Annotated in this window: 21 protein-coding genes and 1 pseudogene; 16 read left to right on the forward strand and 6 right to left on the reverse strand. The window is 37.3% G+C overall.

Features of this window, described 5'->3' with window-relative positions; genetic code table 11:
- The first annotated feature begins 126 nt into the window (after nucleotides 1-126).
- Complete coding sequence (locus WG8_RS11825) at nucleotides 127-1,317, forward strand: MFS transporter (RefSeq protein ID WP_043890997.1); 1,191 nt, start codon at nucleotides 127-129, stop codon at nucleotides 1,315-1,317.
- Nucleotides 1,318-1,510: 193 nt separating this feature from the next.
- On the opposite strand, the gene WG8_RS11830 is transcribed toward WG8_RS11825, so the two are convergent.
- Nucleotides 1,511-1,936 carry a VOC family protein gene (locus WG8_RS11830; RefSeq protein ID WP_007430419.1) on the reverse strand — a complete coding sequence of 142 codons (426 nt, stop codon included), beginning with the start codon at nucleotides 1,934-1,936 and terminating at the stop codon, nucleotides 1,511-1,513.
- A 219-nt stretch (nucleotides 1,937-2,155) separates the two neighbouring features.
- A complete protein-coding gene (locus WG8_RS11835) occupies nucleotides 2,156-3,568 on the reverse strand; it encodes a hypothetical protein (RefSeq protein WP_007430420.1) in 1,413 nt (470 codons plus the stop codon).
- 434 nt (nucleotides 3,569-4,002) lie between these two features.
- On the opposite strand from WG8_RS11835, the gene WG8_RS11840 reads away from it, so the two are divergent.
- From WG8_RS11840 to WG8_RS11855, 4 genes are all read left to right on the forward strand, one after another.
- On the forward strand, nucleotides 4,003-4,197 hold the full coding sequence (locus tag WG8_RS11840; RefSeq protein WP_007430421.1) for a DUF3934 family protein: 195 nt from the start codon (nucleotides 4,003-4,005) through the stop codon (nucleotides 4,195-4,197).
- A 38-nt stretch (nucleotides 4,198-4,235) separates the two neighbouring features.
- On the forward strand, nucleotides 4,236-4,928 hold the full coding sequence (locus WG8_RS11845) for a pseudouridine synthase (protein WP_007430422.1): 693 nt from the start codon (nucleotides 4,236-4,238) through the stop codon (nucleotides 4,926-4,928).
- 104 nt (nucleotides 4,929-5,032) lie between these two features.
- Nucleotides 5,033-5,419 (forward strand): VOC family protein, encoded by a 387-nt coding sequence (locus tag WG8_RS11850; RefSeq protein ID WP_198286452.1) that lies wholly within the window; start codon nucleotides 5,033-5,035, stop codon nucleotides 5,417-5,419.
- A 433-nt stretch (nucleotides 5,420-5,852) separates the two neighbouring features.
- Entirely contained in the window at nucleotides 5,853-6,704 is an 852-nt protein-coding gene (locus WG8_RS11855; RefSeq protein ID WP_007430423.1) for an alpha/beta fold hydrolase, read from the forward strand.
- A 111-nt stretch (nucleotides 6,705-6,815) separates the two neighbouring features.
- Here WG8_RS11855 and WG8_RS11860 read toward each other — a convergent pair whose 3' ends face one another.
- Nucleotides 6,816-7,637, reverse strand: coding sequence for an SDR family oxidoreductase (locus WG8_RS11860; RefSeq protein ID WP_007430424.1), 822 nt, complete (start codon nucleotides 7,635-7,637; stop codon nucleotides 6,816-6,818).
- Nucleotides 7,638-7,744: 107 nt separating this feature from the next.
- Here WG8_RS11860 and WG8_RS11865 point away from each other — a divergent pair, with 107 nt between their 5' ends.
- From WG8_RS11865 to WG8_RS11875, 3 genes are all read left to right on the forward strand, one after another.
- Nucleotides 7,745-8,569 (forward strand): MerR family transcriptional regulator, encoded by an 825-nt coding sequence (locus WG8_RS11865; protein WP_043890998.1) that lies wholly within the window; start codon nucleotides 7,745-7,747, stop codon nucleotides 8,567-8,569.
- A gap of 88 nt (nucleotides 8,570-8,657) precedes the next feature.
- The gene (locus WG8_RS11870; RefSeq protein ID WP_043890999.1) at nucleotides 8,658-9,110 is read left to right on the forward strand and encodes a MarR family winged helix-turn-helix transcriptional regulator; all 453 of its coding nucleotides are present in this window, start codon (nucleotides 8,658-8,660) and stop codon (nucleotides 9,108-9,110) included.
- Between the two features lie 20 nt (nucleotides 9,111-9,130).
- Nucleotides 9,131-10,252 carry an alpha/beta hydrolase gene (locus WG8_RS11875; RefSeq protein WP_007430425.1) on the forward strand — a complete coding sequence of 374 codons (1,122 nt, stop codon included), beginning with the start codon at nucleotides 9,131-9,133 and terminating at the stop codon, nucleotides 10,250-10,252.
- 184 nt (nucleotides 10,253-10,436) lie between these two features.
- Here the strand turns inward: WG8_RS11875 and WG8_RS11880 are convergent, their stop codons facing one another.
- Complete coding sequence (locus WG8_RS11880; protein WP_025718959.1) at nucleotides 10,437-10,655, reverse strand: helix-turn-helix domain-containing protein; 219 nt, start codon at nucleotides 10,653-10,655, stop codon at nucleotides 10,437-10,439.
- Nucleotides 10,656-10,769: 114 nt separating this feature from the next.
- Between WG8_RS11880 and WG8_RS11885 the strand changes: the two genes are divergently transcribed.
- Nucleotides 10,770-11,048, forward strand: coding sequence for a DUF6809 family protein (locus WG8_RS11885; protein ID WP_043891000.1), 279 nt, complete (start codon nucleotides 10,770-10,772; stop codon nucleotides 11,046-11,048).
- A gap of 90 nt (nucleotides 11,049-11,138) precedes the next feature.
- Here the strand turns inward: WG8_RS11885 and WG8_RS11890 are convergent, their stop codons facing one another.
- The gene (locus WG8_RS11890; RefSeq protein WP_043891001.1) at nucleotides 11,139-11,357 is read right to left on the reverse strand and encodes a helix-turn-helix domain-containing protein; all 219 of its coding nucleotides are present in this window, start codon (nucleotides 11,355-11,357) and stop codon (nucleotides 11,139-11,141) included.
- 313 nt (nucleotides 11,358-11,670) lie between these two features.
- On the opposite strand from WG8_RS11890, the gene WG8_RS11895 reads away from it, so the two are divergent.
- From WG8_RS11895 to WG8_RS11915, 6 genes and pseudogenes are all read left to right on the forward strand, one after another.
- A complete protein-coding gene (locus WG8_RS11895; RefSeq protein ID WP_043891002.1) occupies nucleotides 11,671-16,275 on the forward strand; it encodes a hypothetical protein in 4,605 nt (1,534 codons plus the stop codon).
- A gap of 413 nt (nucleotides 16,276-16,688) precedes the next feature.
- The gene (locus tag WG8_RS11900; protein WP_043891003.1) at nucleotides 16,689-17,381 is read left to right on the forward strand and encodes a hypothetical protein; all 693 of its coding nucleotides are present in this window, start codon (nucleotides 16,689-16,691) and stop codon (nucleotides 17,379-17,381) included.
- Between the two features lie 186 nt (nucleotides 17,382-17,567).
- Nucleotides 17,568-17,840, forward strand: a complete 273-nt coding sequence (locus tag WG8_RS11905) for a DUF6809 family protein (RefSeq protein WP_043891004.1) — start codon at nucleotides 17,568-17,570, stop codon at nucleotides 17,838-17,840.
- 211 nt (nucleotides 17,841-18,051) lie between these two features.
- Nucleotides 18,052-18,756: pseudogene (locus WG8_RS26510) on the forward strand (WXG100 family type VII secretion target); the annotation flags it as partial.
- Nucleotides 18,757-18,809: 53 nt separating this feature from the next.
- Nucleotides 18,810-19,211 (forward strand): hypothetical protein, encoded by a 402-nt coding sequence (locus tag WG8_RS26515; protein WP_232289089.1) that lies wholly within the window; start codon nucleotides 18,810-18,812, stop codon nucleotides 19,209-19,211.
- Nucleotides 19,212-19,225: 14 nt separating this feature from the next.
- Complete coding sequence (locus WG8_RS11915; protein ID WP_043891005.1) at nucleotides 19,226-19,477, forward strand: hypothetical protein; 252 nt, start codon at nucleotides 19,226-19,228, stop codon at nucleotides 19,475-19,477.
- Nucleotides 19,478-19,911: 434 nt separating this feature from the next.
- Here WG8_RS11915 and WG8_RS11920 read toward each other — a convergent pair whose 3' ends face one another.
- Entirely contained in the window at nucleotides 19,912-20,583 is a 672-nt protein-coding gene (locus WG8_RS11920) for a DUF1232 domain-containing protein (RefSeq protein ID WP_007430427.1), read from the reverse strand.
- A 135-nt stretch (nucleotides 20,584-20,718) separates the two neighbouring features.
- On the opposite strand from WG8_RS11920, the gene ytaF reads away from it, so the two are divergent.
- The gene (gene ytaF, locus WG8_RS11925; protein WP_007430428.1) at nucleotides 20,719-21,366 is read left to right on the forward strand and encodes a sporulation membrane protein YtaF; all 648 of its coding nucleotides are present in this window, start codon (nucleotides 20,719-20,721) and stop codon (nucleotides 21,364-21,366) included.
- The last annotated feature ends 132 nt before the right edge of the window (nucleotides 21,367-21,498 follow it).

The raw sequence follows: 21,498 nt of genomic DNA on the forward strand, positions 1-21,498 counted from the left end.
CTATGTAAATTTGAATGATATTGTTAATAATCACAATATACTGGAGTTTTTATGAGTGTCCGTTGTTACTTGTAAAGTCACGTGTATCGAACAGACTGAGGAGTCTTGAAGATAGGAGTTGTTTTTTTGACTAAACGAAATAAATTGTTGGTTTTCATATTGACCATAGGGGTCTTCGGCATTTTAAATACCGAAATGGGGGTTATTGGGTTATTGCCTTCCATTGCTGATCACTTTCATGTCAGCATACCAAAAGCAGGATGGCTGGTTAGTCTTTTTGCCCTTGGTGTTGCAATATCTGGTCCTATTATGCCATTATTGTTTTCGGGTATAAATCGAAAGAAGGTTATGTTACTTGTACTTGGTATTTTCGTGTTGGGGAACATAGTCTCCCTATTTACATCTAGCTTTACCATTACATTAGTTGTTCGTGTAATATTGGCCTTTTTTCATCCTATTTATTGTTCATTGGCATTTACCGTAGCTGCTTCCTCAGCAAGTAAAGAAGAAGCTCCAAAAGCAGTTGCTAAAGTATTTATAGGAGTATCAGCTGGTATGGTAGCCGGCGTACCGATCGCAAGTTTTATTAATAGTGCCGTTTCGTATGAAATGGCGATGGCATTCTTTGCTATTGTTAATGTCATTGTATTTATTGCTACATTGATTTTTGTACCATCTATGCCTGTTGAAGAAAGACTTTCTTATGGTACACAATTTTCCGTATTAAAAAAAACTATTATATGGCTTTCCATTGTGACTGTCATTTTATTAAACTCAGCCGTATTTGGAGTTTATAGTTATCTTGCCGAATATCTGAAAACAGTAACGAATATGTCTCCGAATACCATAAGTTTAACGTTATTCATCTTCGGTGGAGCCAATATTATTGGAAACATTGTCGCAGGAAAGTCACTTACTCATAATGCCACCAAATCTATAGTAACTTTTCCTTTGTTATTGGGTGCTGTTTACATCATTTTATTCTTCACAGGACAGTTCACCGCATCTATGGCAATTATAACTTTCATTTGGGGAATATTGGCTGGAGGGATAATGGCAAATATTAATCAATATTTGATTGCGTCTTCAGCTCCCGAAGCGCCTGATTTTGCCAATGGATTATTTATATCATCCTGTAACGTAGGAACAACATTGGGTGCAGCTGTAGGCGGGTTATTTATATCAGAAATGGGTACACAATACGTCGTATTAGTTGGGGTTTTATCGTTACTATTGAGTTTGGTATTTATTTTAATGAGGAACTACATGGGTAGTAGTAGTGTACAAAACAACCTTTTAGATAAGAAATCAATTTAACTTTTTTAGGGCTTGCTAAGGCGTGTCTTCAAACTCGAGCAAGCCAGATCATAATGGAAGCCAGTGTCAAAAGGAATTTCGCTTCTTGTTGCAACACTTTTGTGCGGGAGTGATATTTAAAGGGCATACGATGAATGAAAATGACGCTAACCCACGTGAAGCTTGAAGAGGGTTAACGTCTTTTTTATTTTTCTTAGGCCGATTCTCCACTGTCATGACTTAATTGCCATTCAATTCCGAATTGATCCTTGAGGCTCCCGTAGCATTTGCTCCAAAATGTTTCTTGAAGCTCCATTTTTACGGTCCCGCCTTCTTTTAACTTATGAAAGACCGATCTGATTTTCTCCTCATCCTTATTGACGAAGGCGAGGCTGATATTATTTCCAGCAACAAAAGGCATACCGGGAAAAACGTCTGAAAACATCACGTTACTTCCATCAATGTTGAGCCGTGTGTGCATGACCAAGTTTTTCGCATCTTCCGGTAGAGGGTACTCGGGGTTAGGTGGTGCTTCACCGAACGTCATGATTTTTGGTTTCTCTGTACCAAAAACCTCTGCGTAAAACTCCGCTGCTTCACGACAGTTACCATTAAAGTTAAGATAAACATCAACAGACATCTGCTACACTCCTTTATGGCTGATTTCTGTATAGGCTAAATTCCCATCTATCATTATTAACCTGTGTGCAAGCAAAAATACCACGTGTGTATGGACATTCTTACGTGTAGCCGTTAAAGGGGATGGTTAGCGTCTTTTTAAGATTGGAAATTAAAATACCCCGCAAAAAGGCTGCTTGTCATTAAGCAAACTATTTTGCGGGATATGATTATGGATTGACTAGAGGGAAATCAGGTTAGGAGTGGCTGGGTGATAGAGCATATGACGTGAAATATCGCCAGGATGCTGTACGAAAAGTGGCCCCCAAGCAGGATTGGTGTCGTGCATCAGCTTTAACAGCGACAGCATCCGATTAAATATAACTTGCAGATCCGCTTCGCGGGAAAGTCCCTCAGTAATAGCGGCAGCTACCACATGGGCAGCGTAGAAGCCGGAGCGGTGTTCGTCGGTAAGCGAACCGGTGGTTTGCAGCAAGGTACGTAATAGTGCGGCGACGCTCTCATCCTCGTTTCTCCAGTTTTGGATTTCATCCAGACTGTGATTTTCAAGGCTTGCAAGTTTAGTCTTCATAATGGCTTCGGCCACAATTTGTGCAGAACGTTTTGCTGTGTTAGCGTCAATAGCTCTGCCGTCAAGTTTAATGTTTGACAAATCCTTGTCGGTTTCCGATTCGATGATTTTCGCCCATGCTTCAGCTTGGTCAAATTCCAACAGTGCAGTGGCGTAGGCTCCCAGGTATCCCCGTAAAATATCTGCGGCGTGCGGATCACGGGCAGGTCCTTCATTTCGAAGTTGAGCTCTTCCCGAAAAAGCGGCATTCATACCCCGGAAATAACCGATTAAACCAATAGCAGCTGCTGGCCCCAGATTGAGGACACCCAATACATCCGATGCTGTTTCGTCGATGCGAGAAGCCCAGTAGTCCGGTAGTCCTTGTCCGATATTTTCGCTGTTTAATCGGTTTCTGACGACATTGGCCAATTCTTGAAGCAGGCCCAGATCAGCATGCAAAATGTCATGGCCACATACTTCATGCGGGATACTGGACCAAGCCAGCAGTCCGTTTGTCGCATGCGCAGGAGGAAGACTGACAATCGCTGCTTGCACTTTAAATACGGCTGTGGCGTCAGCGGGCCATGTGTACGGGCCATTTTCCGGCGCTCCCCATTTTACAAGTGCTGGAATAATACTGAGATCAGGTTCTTTTATTCCTTCGCGATCTTCTGCGCTAAGAAAACCGTCATACAGGTCACTCACAATCTCCTGAAAAGCATCGGTTGCAAGTGCATTGTAACCTTCTCCGTTTTGCAAAATGCTCTGAGCGATATCCAGCATGAGTCCGGCAGTTCTAGTCCGGCTTGGGTCCTGAATCAAAATTTCAGTGAAGCCCTGTTGTCCAAGCGTGTCCAATTCCTTAATAAACGGAATCGCGACCGTTTCCTGATATATTTTCGGCAGCTTGGCTTTTGCCGCGTGGAGTCTTCCCATCAATTGGTGATAATCCGTAGGGGCTGGCGGCCCCTGAAGATTGGAGAGAACGGCCTTCTTCACATTTTCGATACAAACAGACATGTTGGATACATCGGGTTTGGTAACAGTGGTGATGCGATTTCTTTCGAGCATTCCTTGCATAATTAAATACCTCCCAGGTTTTTGGATTAAACTACAACAGGCTGCTTCGTATTCCACAAACGCTTCACTTGACATTTTCCATCATGGAACGTTAAAAGATAGAGATCCGGATTTGTTATTTCCTCCAGAACAAAGTTCGGAGCATAGTGATGCAACAGAAGTGTTAGGATCAAGCGATGGGTGACTAACAGGCCACAAACAGCCTTACGTCATTATTCATCCTGTATCCTTCTTTACTAGAAAAATTAGCCGTATCAGCAGGGAAAAGAAAGCTTTTTTGCAGCCTAAACTAACATGTGTGAGCTCTCGCATAATTATGCTCTCCTTTATTTGGCATCGCTCATGCTTCTATTTTCAAAACAAACAGGCATTATGCCTAAAGTAATGGTATGATAGCGTAGTTACATCTAAACGACGACTATTGGAGTGATCATATGGGTGCAAAAAGCAAGGGCGGCGGAACCGGCAGAGGTACAGGCAGTAAGGGCTGGACACGCTGGAATAAAACAGCGAAGCCTGCCAGAAGAAAAAGCGCTTCTACAAGCGCACCGGGAAGTACGGCAGCAGGAGCTGCAAAAGGCAGCGTTGCCAAACCAAGCGGGAACAAAGGCGGCGGCAGAAGTAAATAAGCCGAGTATGTATAAGGATTGTCTTCAAGAGGTGAAGCATGCGAATTAACAAGTACATAAGTGAAACGGGATTCTGCTCTCGTCGGGAAACGAACAGGTTGATAACCGCCGGGCGAATTACGATTAATGGCAAGGTTTGTGAAGCAGGGGCTCATGTAGAGCCACAGGATATCGTGCTGATCGATGGGGAAGCTATTCCGATTAACCGTAGTGAACCCGTATACTTGGCGCTAAATAAGCCTGTCGGCATTGTATGTACGGCAGCGGAGCAGGTGGCTGGCAATATTATTAGTTATGTCAATTATCCTTCACGCATTTTTGCCATTGGCAGGCTGGATAAAGCATCAGAGGGGCTCATTTTATTAACGAACGATGGAAGCATTGTCAACCAAATGATGCGTTCCGAGCATGGTCATGAGAAGGAATATGTGGTGACTGTAGACAAGCCTGTTACAGATGAATTTACGCAGGCCATGTCTCGCGGTGTTGAAATATTGAACGTCATTACCAAACCGTGCAAGGTTGATCGTACGAACGAATACGAGTTCCGCATCATTTTGACGCAGGGGCTGAATCTGCAAATTCGCAGAATGTGCAAGGCTCTGGGATACAGAGTGCTAAAGCTGGAGCGTGTTCGAATTATGAATATCACCTTGGATCATCTGGAACGGGGGCAATGGAGACATTTGGACAGGGAGGAACTGGAGTTGCTTCTTTCTAAATTGAAATGATGGATGCAACAAAAGCGCATTCCCGGTTGAATTCAGAGACTCATTCCAACTCTCACGGTTTTATTATCGTATGATGTACTGGTAGCATAACCGAAAAAAGGGAGATGAACATTATCCATATTTCTCGATTGGATCATTTGGTTTTGACGGTTAGAAATGTGAATACAACCTGTGATTTTTATAGCCGAGTATTAGGGATGGAAGTTATCACTTTTGGGGAGGGAAGAAAGGCACTTCACTTTGGACAACAAAAAATAAACCTGCATGAAGTGGGTAAAGAGTTTGAACCCAAAGCAAAAGCCCCCATGTCCGGTAGTGCTGATCTATGTTTTATAACAGATGTCCCACTATCAGAAGTAATTGTACATTTGGATGGCTGTGGAATACCTGTTGAAGAAGGTCCAGTACAGAGAACTGGAGCGTTAGCCCCTATAACATCTGTGTATATAAGAGATCCTGATGGTAACCTGATCGAAATTTCGAACTATTAAATTGAACCCAGCCTACGGGCAGATTAGCATTAAATAGATCGGAAAATAAATTAAGCAATAAGTTTGAGGGTAATTTCCAAGTGTTGACATAGAAATTTACTATGTGATAGGATTGATTTAATTGATAAGGACGGAGGGGTTACGTGTGCTAATCTAATTCTTCGATATTCTTTGCACAATGAATTAAATAGTGGATTAAGGCTATTGGTGTGCATAGTAATCGAAGAACGGTTTGCCTTCACGGTAACCTGGTTTAGTTTTTTGCGAATGGAGACAGGGGTAACCCTATCCTCATTTGGTATAAACTAAATGTAAAGAAAATGAAATGAACCTTATTTTGTGTTCATTTCCAAATTCTTTTTTCGATTACTGTAAACACAGGCTAATATCCTGTGTTTTTTTGTTTTATATAGCATTAGAGGAGGAATTCTATATGAGCGAACAACTAATAAAAATCGATGGAATAGAAATATGTACAGACAGTTTCGGAAAGCGAGATAACCCGGCAATATTACTCATTATGGGTGCCCAATCCTCACTGGTTTGGTGGGAAGAAGAATTCTGCCAGCGTTTAGCAGATACAGGGCGTTTTGTCATTCGTTATGATAACCGAGATGTTGGACGTTCTACAACTTGCGGACCTGATCAACCGGACTATACTTTCGAAGACATGGCAGATGATGCCGTTCGAGTATTGGATGCATATAAGATTGAGCAAGCGCATATCGTAGGCATGTCCATGGGCGGAATGCTGGCTCAAATGATAGCTCTACGGCATCCAGAGAGAGTTCTAACCGTTACGCTCGTATCAACGTCCAATTTTGCTCCCGATCTTCCACCGATGGAGGAAAGGATTATGGATTATTTCTCGAATGTGGGAGCAATAGATTGGACGAACGAACAATCGGTAGTCGAATTTGTGATAGGCAGATCAAGAATTCTAGTAGGTTCAAAGCATCCTTTTGATGAAAATAAAATTTTAAAATTGGCAAAAGAAGATTTGAAAAGAAGTATCAATATGGCCAGCATGAATAATCACGGCCTGCTGTCAGGTGGAGAATCCTATCTCGCTAGGACGGGTGAAATAAACGTCCCCGCTCTGGTTATACACGGTACTGAAGATCCGATTATCCCTTATGAACACGGAAAAAATCTTGCAAATGAAATTCCGGGTGCGCTTTTACTGACGTTGGATGGTACCGGGCATGAGCTTCACTATGACGACTGGGATTTAATAATCGGTTCTATCTCAAATCACACTTCGATACCAAATCAGTTTAGCTAAAGTGCACAATAGTTCAATAAAACAGCGGGAGTACTTCAATTTCCCATCCATGGCTGCCGCTGTTTCTATTACTTGGGTCAGTCTAATGTAGTATCGTTTTACTCTTTGGGGTTATACAAAATAATGCTTGTTTTCATTAACCCATTGAGTAAATGTTCTGGCTGGCTTGGCTGTAACTTGTTCTACTGTCGTTAGAACTGTGTAAGCTTCTTTAGGAGGGTTTTTCCCCATTTCTATAATAAAGTATTCAATAAATTCATTGTCATAGCCTTTGCCTTTCCACTCTTGTTTTACTTGTTCTTCTGTAATTTCAACAAGATCAATGTATTTATCTGTAACTGCAGAAATTTGTTTAACCATACTTCTTGGAGATAATGCTTCTGGTCCTGTCAAATCGTATGTTTGTTTATCATGGCCTTCTTCTGTCAGTGCCCTTACTGCGACATCAGCGATATCAGCTTCATGAATTCTAGCGCTTAAACTATCAGGGAAAGCCGTACGAATAATTCCTTCTTTTTGGATTGATTCTGCCCAACCACTGTAAAGTGCATTTTTCATAAATTCCACTGGCTTTAATAAAGTCCATTCCATTCCGCTATTTTTAATAACGTCCTCAATTGGGTTCCCTTCAAAATCGATCAGAGCTACTATTCTTGCAACATTAGCTTCTTTTGCCATCTGAATAATTCTTTTGTTTTTTATAAATTTTTCGTCCGATTGTTCACTCTGAGTGATCAGAAACAAGCTGTCTATAGTATGGAGATGTGCTTTTATAGTTTCGGGAATATCAAGATCACCTAGAACTACTTGTGCTCCTTTAGGCAAGTTGCCTTCCTTCCTTGACAATGCCTTTACTTCTATATCTTTTGCAAGTAGTTGTTCAACAATATAACTTCCTACACTTCCTGTTGCTCCTGTAACTAGAACTTTCATTCCTTATATCCTCCCGAGATTAATGATTTAGGCATTACTAAATTTCCAAGTAGCCTTCTTTGGTTATAATAAAGTGTGGTGTAACACCATAGTCAAGGAGGGATTTCATGGAGAATAATGTTCAAACTCATTTAACTTCAGGGCAATTTGCAAAAGTGATGGGTATTAGCAAGGATACTTTATTTCACTATGATCGACTTGGAATTCTTTCTCCTGAATTTCAAGCTGAAAATGGGTATAGATATTATTCAATTAATCAAATTGATGTTTTTAAAGTGATTTCAATACTTAAAGAATTAGAAATGCCATTAAAAGAGATAAAAGAATATTTAAATAAAAGGTCACCTCATGAGCTCATTGTCCTACTTGAAAATGAAGAGGCAATGCTGAATTCAAAAATAAAACAACTGCAAAAAATGAAAAGTATAATTTCAGAGAAGAAACGAATTACCCAAGCAGCAACTGAGATCATTTCAACTGATATTATTATTGAGGAAAATAACGATGAGTTTTTGGTAATAACAGAGGCTGATCCTTATACAAATGATAAAAGTATTTACGATTCTATGATAAAACACGAAAAGTACTTGAACATTTATAGTATTGATGCTTCCCATACAGTAGGTTGGATGAGAGATACAAAAAGAGTTTTAGCAAATGAAGCATTTAATTATGATTATCTTTTTACTAGAGTTAGTAAAAAATCAAATTATTCAAATTTCAAGCGAGAAAAAGGAACATATTTAATCGCGTACCATACAGAGGGATACTCGAGTGTATGTGACACTTATGATCGAATAATAAATTATGCTAATGATAAGAGCATAGAACTACAGGGATTTTTTTATGAGGATGTCTTGTTAGATGATCTTTCGGTTAGAGGTTATGAAGAGTATTTAATTAAGATCTCTGTTCAAATTTTAAAGATGTAGATTAGAAAACAAAGTGTTGAAAATAGTACCATATCGAACTATAATATTAGTACGGTATGGTACTTTTTTTGAGAAAATGGAGGTGCACATGGGAATTATAAAAGGAAGATCTGTTTTTTTATCAGCATCCATAGATGCATTACTGGCTAGAATAGTCTCAAGAAAACACAGGGAATCTGAGGTTGATACTTTAACAGCAACACAAGCAAGGATTTTGTTTTATCTTTGGGCAAAAGACGAAATACCTATCCATGAAATCTCAAGGATTACCAATCTTCAAAAGTCAACTTTAACGAGTATATTAAGTAAGTTGGAAAAAGCAGGACATATCAGTTTTATGCCTTGCCAAACAGACAAACGGAAAACAATAGTTAAAGTAGTGAATAGAAATGAAAATCTAGTGAAATTGAACAAAAAGATTATTGATGAAGTCGGAGAGATTTTTTACAAGGGATTTAGCGAGGATGAAATAGCATTGTACCAAAGTTTCTTAATAAGAACTTTAGATAACCTGATAGAATGCGAGAATGAAAAAAAATAATTTATTCAAGGAGAGAGAGTATGAATAAAAAACTAAGAATGGTATCCTTCGCACTTTTAGCAACATTGGCTTTTGCCACACAAAAGGAAAGTTTCGCAACAGCTGAAAGTCCTCCTACAGATGTTATTCGTATGGCTCCTACCTATAAAGATGTGGTGTATGCAACCGTAACTAATGATGATGGAAAGAAAAAAGAGTTAAAAATGAACATCTTCAAGCCGGAGGGTGTAACCGAAGCAACTCCTGTCTTGGTGTATGTTCATGGAGGAGGATGGATTATAGGGGACTATCAGGGCGATGATGCTCCTAAAGATGCAAAAAAGGAAACAGCCGCACCACCAAATCGATCAGCACAAATGACAGGTAGAGCCACAGATCAAGTGGCTACAGATTCAGCATACCAGGTTTTCAAAAAAGTATTAGAGGATAAAATTACTTTCGTTTCTATAGATTATCGGCTAAGTGGCGAAGCTATTTTCCCGGCTCCAATATATGATGTTAAGGGCAGTATCAGATATCTGCGTGCACATGCCAAGGAATACGGTATTGATCCAGAAAAAATTGCAGTAGCAGGAAATTCTGCTGGTGGACATCTGGCTACCGAACTCGCTGTTACTGGTGATATAAAAGAGCTTGAAGGTGATGTTGGGGGCAATCTTGAGTATTCAAGCAAAGTAATGGCTGCAGTTGATTTTTACGGTCCAACAGATATGTTTACCATGGGACCTGAGATGGACCCAACCCTGCAATCTCCTGAGGAGGCAGCCGAAACACATGACTCTCCACGAGCAGCTGAAGCCCAACTTCTTGGATTTGATAAAGAAGGACAAGGTGTGGCAGTCCTGAGAGATATTCGGGATAAACAACAAACCAATTCTCCTTATTGGGAAAAAGTAAAGTTGGCAGAATTGGCAAGTCCTATAAATTATGTATCTTCAGATGATCCACCCATGTTTATTGCCCATGGAGGACGTGACAGTTTAGTATCTATTCAACAAAGTTGGAGACTTAGAGATGCTCTTAACCATGCTGGAGTAGAAAATATTTTTATGTCTAACTCTAAAGCTCCTCACGGAGGCCAGGGTGAAGATGTCAATAATGCAGCTATAACCTGGGTAGCAAAAAAATTGCTTAATAAGTGAGATGTTTTAAATATCTGATGTTATTTCATTAAAAAAAGGGAGCCTCATTTATGGAGGTTCCCTTACCCATTGGATATCAGGATGAAATTGTTGCTTGAACGGAAGATGCCGACCGAACAATAGGATCAGATCATTTTGTAGCGGAAAATGCTCATATGTGAGATGTTATGATGATTTTAGAACTCTATCCTGAGGGGTAGGGCTTTTTTTGGTTTGTTCTATTTAATAAATAGTCTGTGCTTGTTTGGTGGAAATTGGCCAGTCTAATTAAAATCTCCGTTGGAATGTCTATATCACCGCGTTCATAGTTGCTGTATATCCGCTGGCTACAATTGAGATACTCGGCCATTTGAGTTTGAGTTAAATCTTTATCTTCGCGCAAATCTCGAATCCGTTGATACATCTTGTTCACCTCTAAACAAGAATATATTAGCGAAATAATCGCTATTGATTTTTAGCGAATATTTCGCTAAAATTAGTCAGAGGGTTAATAATACATATCAAGAAGGAGTAGATCATGAGTATCTTGGAGAACTTTTATTACGGAAAATGTAACCCAAGTGAACGAATTAATTCGAAAGACACTGAGTTCGAACTGGTCTCTCAGAGAATAGCCGATGCTGAGGAAGTCCTCAAAACAAAATTGTTAGAACAGGATTACAAATTAATTGAAGAACTTTCGGATTTACAAGATGTTTTAATTTCCTTATTGTCCGCTTCCGCTTATATAGAGGGTTATAAAATGGGAGCACTAATGATGATTGAAGTATTTGACGGGAAAGAAGGCATAATATAGGCACAATACAGAAGAATAAAAGAATAAACTAGAAAAATCTTTGAAAGGTAGCTCCTTTATATGGAGTTACCTTTTTCATTGCTAAAAGGGCTATTCTGCAGGATAAGGCTTTTTTTGCTTCGTTCTGTTTAACAAGTAGTCTATGCTTGTATTATGGAAATCAGCCAGTTTGATTAGAATCCTCGTGGGAATGTCGACGTCACCACGTTCGTAATTGCTATATATTCGCTGACTGCAATTCAAATATTCAGCCATTTTTGTTTGAGTCAAATCTCTATCTTCACGCAAATCTCGGATTCTTTGGTACATTTTACTCACCTCCAAACCAAGAATATCCCAGCGAAATAATCGCTATTTATTTTTAGCGATTATTTCGCTAATTATTCGGGAGGTTTTTCATTTAGATGAGAGGGAGAAGAAAATAAGTATTTTTGAAATAGTACCATTACAAAAAATATTTACGAATGTGGACAAATTAAATATTGGAAGCGAATCAGATAGATTTGAGAAACTCTAGAGAAATTTCCAGAAGTTTTTATCGGTTTTTAGCACGGTGTAATATAATGATTATATTGATAGTTTTATTCTTAAACGGTTTAGTGTAGGCATTAGGGGGGATAGTATGCCATTTGAAAAAGGTGGACGAGCTGATAAGTTGGGAAATAGGTATGAAGGTCGGTGGATTGTAAAACAATTAATAAGATTGCTAAACGAAGAAATAAGTTCTGTTATTATTGAGCCAATTGGTAACGAAGAACAAGGCGTTGATCTTAGAATAAAAAATAAAGACGGTAGTCGAGAATATCATCAGTGTAAAGCGAGAAATGCAAGTAAAGAGTTTTGGGATCTAAGTGATTTGGCTGCAAGAGGAATTTTTAAAACGGTAAAGAAACAGTTGGAGGCTTACGAGAACAGCTCTTATCAATTTGTTTCAGCAGTTAGTTGTATGATGATGAATGATCTAACCATCAGAGCTAAGAACTCAAATGGTACTTCAGAAGATTTTTATAAATATCAAATAAATAACAGTGATAGTGGAAAAGAAGTGAAAAAATCTTTTACCAGTTTTGTCGGATATTTAGGTTTAAATATTCAAGAAATTAGTGAACGAAGCGCAGCGTTCGAATTATTGAAGAGAATTGAATTTATACAATTTCCTGATGATACTTATACAAAAAAAAATCTTATGGATAGTCTGAAATTTCTTTATGTTGGAGACCATGAAGCTATCTATAGTTTGCTCATAAAGTATGCTGAAGAAAACGATAAGCTAGGTTCTGAAATTACTGGCTACATGTTAAATAACTATTTAACTTGTAGACCTGATATTACAATAAGAAAGTTATATAAAGATAATAGAATTCTTCCTAGGATAGAGGAATTGAACAAAGAGTTTAGAGCATCTTTTTTGCCAATAAATAATTCGCTTATTTACAGAAGAGAAAGTGAAATTTGTATAGAAGAGATATTGAGCAATAAATCAATTATGTTGCATGGAAAAGCAGGTATCGGTAAAAGTGGCTGTATCTCAGAAATTATCAATAATCTTAAGAAAAAAAATATAATCCATTTAGCAATAAAGTTGGATAGGAAGGTTTTATTCAATAATGCTGAGCAATTTGGGGAAGGATTAGGTTTACCGGCATCACCTATACTTTGTTTGGATGCTATTGCAAAAGATAACGAGGCTGTTTTGATCTTAGATCAACTAGATGCAATACGTTGGACAAATAATCATTCAGGCGCAGCTCTAGATGTGTGCAAAGAAATGATCAGAGAAACTGAGCTCATAAATGAAAATAGACAAAAAAAAATTAAATTATTACTTGTATGCCGTACATTTGATTTCCAAAATGATAGGGGAATAAAATCTTTATTTTTAAACACTGAAAATATAAAAACAGTATGGAAAGAGTTAGAGCTTAAAGAAATTTATAAGGATCAAGCAAAACAAATAATCGGAAATGAATATGATAATTTTCCGAGTAAGCTAAAGGTCTTATTAACAACTCCAAGTAATCTGTATATATGGAGTAATTTGGATGAAGAAAGAAAAAGAAATATGTATACATCTTCCAGTGAACTAATTAAACAGTGGTGGGACCAGTTAAGAGAACTTTGCGAATCAAAGAATGTTACCACCGAAGAATTGAATAGGCTAAAGGATACAATAGTTAATCATATTGAAACAACGGGGAGTCTAACTGTTCCAGATTATTTACTAAGTAATTGTTCAATGTTGGCTAAAGACTTATTACTTTCAAACGGAATGCTACTTCTAAATGGAAGAATGGTAGGGTTTGTTCATCAAAGTTTCTACGACTACTTTTCTATGGAAAAAATGCTATATAAAGTATATGACGGCGAAACAGTATTGAATGTAATTGGGCAAAAACCTAGGCAAACCCCGATGAAAAGATATCAAGTACAGATGCTTTTTGAAAATTTACTGGATGATGATATTGATAAATTTATAAATTTTGGTGAACAAATGCTTGAGAATGAAGATATTCGTTTTTATATCAAGTATGTCTTTTTGGAAGTTTTAGGACAAGCAAAAGAAGTTAACAGTGCTATTCAATCATTTATACTTAAGTTTCTGGAGAATGATTACTGGAAAAATCATATCTTTGATGCTGTTCTTATAGGTCATTCCATATATATTAAGTTTCTAATTAAAAATGGTTATATAAAAAAAATGATTGGTTCTACCGAAAGTAGAGATTCTGCTTTTTTGTTACTTCGTTCAGTAAATAGAGAATTACAGGATGAGCTTACAGAGTTAGTTTTACCACTAGCGTTTGAAAATTTGGAATTAGATCAAAAAATATATTCTTGTTTATGCTGGGATATTGAAGATGATTCAGATGCAATGTTTGATTTAAGGATGAAGTTGTTTGAATATCGCAAGGAATTGGGGATTGATTATATAACTTGGGAAAAAATTATAAAAAATCCCGAAAGAAGCATTCGAATGTTAAATTTCTTAGTGGGGAGTGGTAGAACGATAATACATGATTTAAATGAGAAGTATGCAGAAGCTCTCAACACTTCTCTTTCCGATAATCCTTGGGTTATTTGGAAGAAATCTATGTCATATTTATCAGAAAAAACTTTTAATGTGGAAGATATTTATGACGAGAAATTAGAGCAGTGGGAATACAAAAAATATAGACAAAATAATTCTGGAAGAGTTTATGTTAGTATTATTAAAAAATCAGCCCAGATTTTAATAAATTTAAATACAACAGAATTTTTGAATTCTTGCGAGGAATATTTTAATAATAAGTCTTTAATTGTAAATGAAATCCTGCTTTTTGTTATGGAGTCTCTCCCTCTTGAATTCTCTGATTACGCCATTAAATGGTTAATGGGCGATATTCAAAAACGTATATTTAATTATACTGGAGAAAATGATGATTATTTACAATCTGCAAAAAATATTATCGAAAAACATTCTTCTAATTGTTCATCTGAAGTGTTTAAAAAACTTGAAACAGAGTTGTATTATTTTCATTCGGAAGACGAGTTTAGATATGCTCAATTTCGTTTTAATGAGAACAAAGAACGTAGAAAATCTAAAGAAAAATATATATCCTATTTTCCTTACTGGGGAACTGTGCAGTATGAATTGCTACCAGTTCTAGACGCTGATAGAACTTCAGTGCAAACAATTGAATTGATAAATGTGTTAAATAGAAGATTTGCTAACAATGAGTCTTACAATAAACGTTCCCAAATAACCGGTGGATGGGTTGGATCAACTATTGGTTCTAATGCAGAACTGCTTAATGACAAGCAGTGGTTAAAGATAATAAAAAGTAAAAAGCGAAATGATTTTGGAAGATTTATCTCGGGGAAAGATGGAATTTTGGAATCTAACCCAGAACAATTTTCAAAAGATTTAGAACGGATTGGAAAGAAAAATCCTAATAGAATAGCTAAATTGGCACTTAAGTTCGATAACAATGTAGATAATTATTATATCCGAGCTATCTTTAATTTAATTCAAATAACGGAACCAGAGGGTGAGAGTATTCAGGTTGATACTTGGAAGCCAGTTTCTATTGAATTAGCACAGCAGCTTTTTATAAAGTTTTCTGATAGAGACGAAATTAATGTAGTATCAGCTTTTTGCAGAGCAATTGAAAGAAGAGCATCTGAGAACTGGAGCAATGAAGTTCTAGAGTTAATATGTAATTTAGCTAAGTACCATGAAAATCCAGAAGAAGGAAAATTGAATGTTCAATCTTCTGAAGACAAAGAGGGAAAAACCATTAATTTGTTGGTTACAAACTCTATGAATTGTATTCGTGGTTCTGCAACTAGAGCTATTGCAGCTTTGTTATGGGAGAATTTAAATAATTACATGAAGCTTAAAGAAACAATAAAGGCTATCGTTAATGACGAACATATAGCTGTTAACATGGCTGCTATTGAATGTATACTTCCCATAATGAACATAGAAAGGGATATAGCTGTAAATTGGTTCTTTTCATTAGTTCAAAAAGATATTAGAGTTGCTGGGCATCCAAATGTTTATAATTTATTTTACAATCTAGTAGAGACAGATGAAAAAAAAGTGCAAGATATAATAATTTCAATGTATGAATCAGGCTTTGAAGATGTTTCAGAACTTGGCGGAAGACATATTGCAAACATGAATATATTATATGGATATTTTGAAGATATTATATTTAACAATGGTATTAAAACAAAATCACAGAAAAAAGGTATTGTTGAGTTGGCAATTGTCCTTATAAAATATAGTACTTTTCATTCTAAATGTCAGAGAATAATATTATTTTTTTTAGATGATAAAGAGATTGATTCTAGAATTTTTTCTAGGATTTTAAATGAAAAATCAGTTAATCTTGAAGAGGATGCGGATTTTATAATGGATTTGGTAAGTTCAAGCAGCGAAAGTTATACAATACATCGCTTTATCGATCTAATAAACGAGGGTAGTTCTTCAATTAAAGGACTCGAGAGTTCAATAGTTAAAATGTGTAAAAGTATTGTTTATAGAATATGTAAAAGAGCAGATAATTTCATTGAAAATCAGTACGGATTTGCAAATGAATTGTCTAAACTCCTTACAGTATTATTTGAGGCTACGCAAAATTCCTCATTGTTACAAGAAGAATGCTTGAATACTTGGGATATTATGTTTGAGAATCGAATTGGGGCAACTCGCCAGATTAGCCAATCATTGATGGATTATTAATTTAATATAAGGTAGACTTGACTTTACATTAGGGTTGCCTTCTTTTCATCCTCTTGCTACTTTCTCAGACATTGGTAAAGTATTCAGCAAAACTTTAAAAAAAGCCGTGAAAGATAGATGTTTTAATGACAATAAACAGCAAGTCCAATAGATTAAGGAATCGCTACACCACTTCGGTGTGCTTCAAAATCTAGTGAACAGATACCGTGAAGAGAGTAGCGCTCAACAGGGCATGACAAGAAAATATGCCACAGTTAGTTAGGGGAATCACGAGAACATCTCATCAATGAGATGTTTTCTGTGATTGAGTTTGTTATGAAGTAGTAAATTTCGTTTAATTCAATTTTGTTCTGCAATTTACGAACTTCACGAACATAACCCATAAGAATTATAATGAATGCGAGGAATAGAGCTTGAAACAAATTTTTAGTGATTTCTTTGACAAATCAATTTATTATTACAACTGGTTTTTAAACAAAGGTAGGTTCGCTCCGACAAGGATTGGAGACATTATTATAACAATAATTGGGATTATGATTTTACTTTATGCTGTTATTGGAGATAATAAGTTTTTCATTGAAAAATTCGCTGGAATATTTGGAACTCTAATGTTCTTTACTTTATTCCTAGGTACCTTCAAAACATTTTGGATTAAGCTACCTAAATTTATTCGAAAAGGTAATGATGAAGTAAGTAGTTTTCTTAATAATTTCAGTCACTCTTCGTATCTCTACGGATTAACTGTAGTTACATTTTTTCTTACCTTTACGCTGTGTGGGGTTGTAATGTCAGGCTCCAAATTTATTATTGGAGTTAGTTTTGACTGGAAAGTGCTATTTTATAATTCAATATTTCTATCAATGGCATTATTTACAGTACTTTATTTCATGTTTCACATTTCGAAGGATAACATTACATTAAAGCAAGCAAAAGCAAGGATTTCTTTTTATTTATTATGTTCAGCATGTATCACTGCAGGATTGTTTGGCACTTCTTTTAAAGTAGCCATCACTCCTTTTCTTACGTATGTAGGAATTGGATATCTTTGTTTAAGATATTTAATAGACAAGATTGATAGTGAAAGTGAATCGAAGAAGTCAGTATAAATCCGTATAAAAAATATATTCGTCTATCGGATAATGAGGTCTTAGTTTATCTGATTGGTTTTAAAGAAACTGATTCAGACGAAAAGCCCTGCGAAGCTAAGTAAGGTGATCGTTCTCTGACGGTCACTTTTGGAGAAAAAAATCCATCTACAAATCCGAAGTTTGCGTAATAAAGAGAAGATGAATATGAGTATCTTGGAGGATTTATATTACGGAAAATGGTATCCAAGTGAAAGAACCAGACCGAAAAACCCTGAGCTGGAACTAATCCATCAGAAAATATCTGCTTCTATGAAAACTCTAAAAGCAAGATTGTCGGAACCCGATTATGAATTAATTGAAGAACTATCTGATTTAAATGATGTTTTAATTTCTATATTATCTGCCTCAGATTATATTTCTGGATACAAAGCAGGAGCTTTGACGATGGTTGAAATATTTGATGGAAAAATCATTTAAACTAAGGTATATCCCAGTGCTTTAAAGTGAAAAGTGTAGAGTTAAAAGGCTTTACATTGTGATTTAGAGGCAGCATTTGTTTAATAACACATAAGTCTGTAGTCTTAGGCATAAATCCGTGTTATTCATATAACAATTAGTAATAAAGATGGTTTTCCATAAATTTGAATAATGTTACTATGTCTTAATTGAACCTAAACCGAGGTAAATTATGACAACCATTAAAGTGACACCTGAACAACTTATAACTGTCTCTAAGAAATTTGATCTTGCACAGCAAACCGTGATGAAAATGAATAGTCAATTATCGCAGCATATCTCGTTTATGGAACGATTTTGGGAAGGCATAACGAAGGAGCAATTCTATTATAGATTCCAAACATCTCAGAAGAATATGGCTGACTTTGTTACACTAACTGATTCAATTTCAAAAGAATTGCGCCAGCATGCGGATAAATTCAGATTAGCTGATCTGATGGAAGCAGGCAATATTGACGCAGGTTGTTTGCCTCCTCCACCTAATTCGTGTGCTGTTCCTACTCCAGATACACGAAATGCATTTCAGAAATCGGCAGATAGTTTAACTGAACTGGGTCAGGATTTTGTAGCCGCTAATTCAGAACGCTATGAGAAGAAATTCGATTCAGTCTGGAGCTTCCTAGATTATATGACGTATGGTATTCCAAAAGGAATGTATCAAGGGTACATGGAACGAGCAGCTAAACAAAACGATTCATGGAATGACATGCTCAATTTCGGTACATTTGGAGTAACGGGCATGATTCAGGGTGCATTTAATCCCACCAATGCATGGTCAAAGGAACATATGGCAAATTTGATTGGTACAGCAGGACTATTTGGGGAGTCAGTTCATTAATTAAACCGAAAATTGGATTGAAGTCGTCGGTTAGGTATAAAGATTCAGGCAATAAAAATTCTGGTTTGAGTAAATCAATAGAATCTGATCCTATGTCTGAAATTCAAACGGGTGGAAGAAACGAACTTTCCATTGACGAATATTTTCGTAGAGAAGCTGAAGCAGATGAGATGTATGATCAGATTAGAACTTCTGATAGTGATGTAAAAGCTATAGCAGAAAACTCTGGAATGAAAGAAAGTAGGGTCCAGAGAATTAAAGAACATGTTTTTATCAATGAACACATAAAATCAAGCGGATACGGAAGATTCCATTCTGATTATGAGATAGCTCAGGCATGGGATAGATTACAAAAAGGGCTACAAACAGAAAAAGACATTGAGTTACTTAATCATGAATTGTTTGAATCCAGATTTGAAGGTATATTTAAAACAAACTATGAGACTGCTCATAACGCTGCTGTAAGGTCGGGTCGTCCATGGGAAATTGAGTAGAGGAGATTTTGAGAATGGGAGCATTTGTTTTACTTTATAAAGAACATGAGGATGAGACTATGGTTGTATATAGATATGGCCCAAAAGAAGAAATTATGGGGAAAATCCAATTGAATAAAGATACTAAGTTATTTTCTGAGATTGAGCCTATACAAGATTCAAATCATTCAAACAAATTTTATTTTGACAGGGCAGCGCAGAGAATGGCTCGGTGCTTCATTAAAGAAGGCGGAGTATTTCCTGATAAAATGACATTTGAATCATAAATTAGAACCAAGTTAAACTGCCATGAATTAAGCTTGCTCCTCAATAAAAATGGAGTAAGCTTTTTTTAAATGTCACTTATTTAACAAGAGGAATAACATACACCTTATTATTCTTTCCAATTGTCCGAATTAGTGTTGACAATTCAAACCATGATCGCTCCTGCTTTAATTTAGAATATTTAAAGAAATGTGAACCATATGATTTTAAAGACTTTTCAAAAGAAGAATGGATCAAAAGATATAAACAATATTATGGACTTCTCCATTGAGTGACTGTATAGATAATTTTTCTCAATCCTATGAGGAACAAAAAGGAACAGAAAGAAGTAGAGGCTGTCAACCTTTGCAGAAAAAACTCTGCACAGGGGACAGCCTCTCTTTGCCGACCCATGCACAAGATCTTGCACTGTCAATCATACTACAACAATCATAGGTCACGGTTGGGGCTTGTTGTTCCTCGTATCTTCGAGGCGATCCAATACGATTTGCACGGCAATCGCATCATCCAGATAACCTAATGGAAATACATAATCGGGGATGATATCTGTGGCGGAGACGAAGTACAACAAGCCGCTGCCGAGGATCGAGCGCTCCTCCGGGGTGATGTTTTCGCTACTGTAGAGCTGATACATTCTCTTGAGCTCCTCAATGAACGGTCCCGCGCCGTTGACGCTTTTTACTTTACCGTGAAAGTCGTTGTGGATAATCCGCGCCCCTTCTTCGGTTAGGACATAGGGTTCGTATTTGCTCAGTTCTTTCTGAACCAGCTCGGCAGTAAACTGGTGGTCCATGAGATTGGAGGCTTGAAGAATTTCTTTAATGCTGTTGATGGAGGAGTAGATATCGTTCGACTGGTTCTGGTGAATAGGGGGAGCGGGGACACCATAACCAGCAGCTTGGAAGAGTGAAGCGGAAGGAACATCAAGATGAAGGGCAAAAGCTTCCAGATGTTCAGGCTTGGCTCTTTGCTTCCCGTTAACGATCCGCGATATCGTGGCCGTATCAATGCCAGTAGCGGCGCCTAGCTTTCGCATAGATAAAGAACGTTCTTTCAGCAAGGAGAGCAGTATCTCGCCCAGTGTGGCGCTTCTCTTCTCATCAGACATTTGCAGTTCACCTCACCTTGTGTTGGTGTTGAATCAAATGTTGAGGGAATCTCAACATTTTTAGAAATGATGAGCACCTTTTTGCAATATGCTCAATAGTATGACTGTAAACTGACAACAAGGAGTGAGAACCCCATGGCTGCTTGGCTTGTAATTTTTGGCTTTGCCATATCATCCAGTCTGGATAATTTGGGTGTTGGAATATCTTATGGGATTCGGGGTATTCGTATTAACTATTTATCAAATTTAATCATTGCGGTTATCTGTTTTATTCTTAGCATGATAGGGATCATATCCGGTCAGTGGCTGGCGAAGATTCTTCCGGGCGTATTACCCTTCCTGATTGGAGCGTTATTGCTATTCATTGTCGGTGCCCGCATCATTCTGCTGGCAGTACCGCGTAAGAAGCAGGAATCCAGCCAGGACGGTGAAGAAGCCATGGAGGCTGCGTCGGGCGGATCACTCGAAGGAATTCTGCAAAACCCCGAAACCGTGGATAAAGACAAATCAGGCTCTATAGGGTACCTTGAGGCAGTGGTGCTGGGGGTTGCACTTGCCGCTAATGCTGTTACGAATGGGATCGGTGCAGGCCTGATGGGAATGTCACCACTTGCGATCTCTCTGACTGCGGCAATCGGCAGTTATATCACGGTCTGGCTAGGTATGATCCTGGGACAAAAATTGTCGGCGATTCGCATCGGCTCTTTTACATTAGGTCAGTTCAGCACGGTCTTAAGCGGAGTTATCATTATTTTGATTGCTTGCAATTCTTTCTTTAAGTAAGTGTAGAGTTGGAAGGAGCGGCGATAGCTTAACATTGCTTTTTGTAGAATAAGAATAGTGATTGTCGAAAAGCGATTGTCGAAAAAAACAAAGCGACCATGCTTAGTATGCATGATCGCTTTTATTTTAAAG

This window comes from Paenibacillus sp. Aloe-11, assembly GCF_000245715.1.
Lineage (GTDB): Bacteria > Bacillota > Bacilli > Paenibacillales > Paenibacillaceae > Paenibacillus > Paenibacillus kribbensis.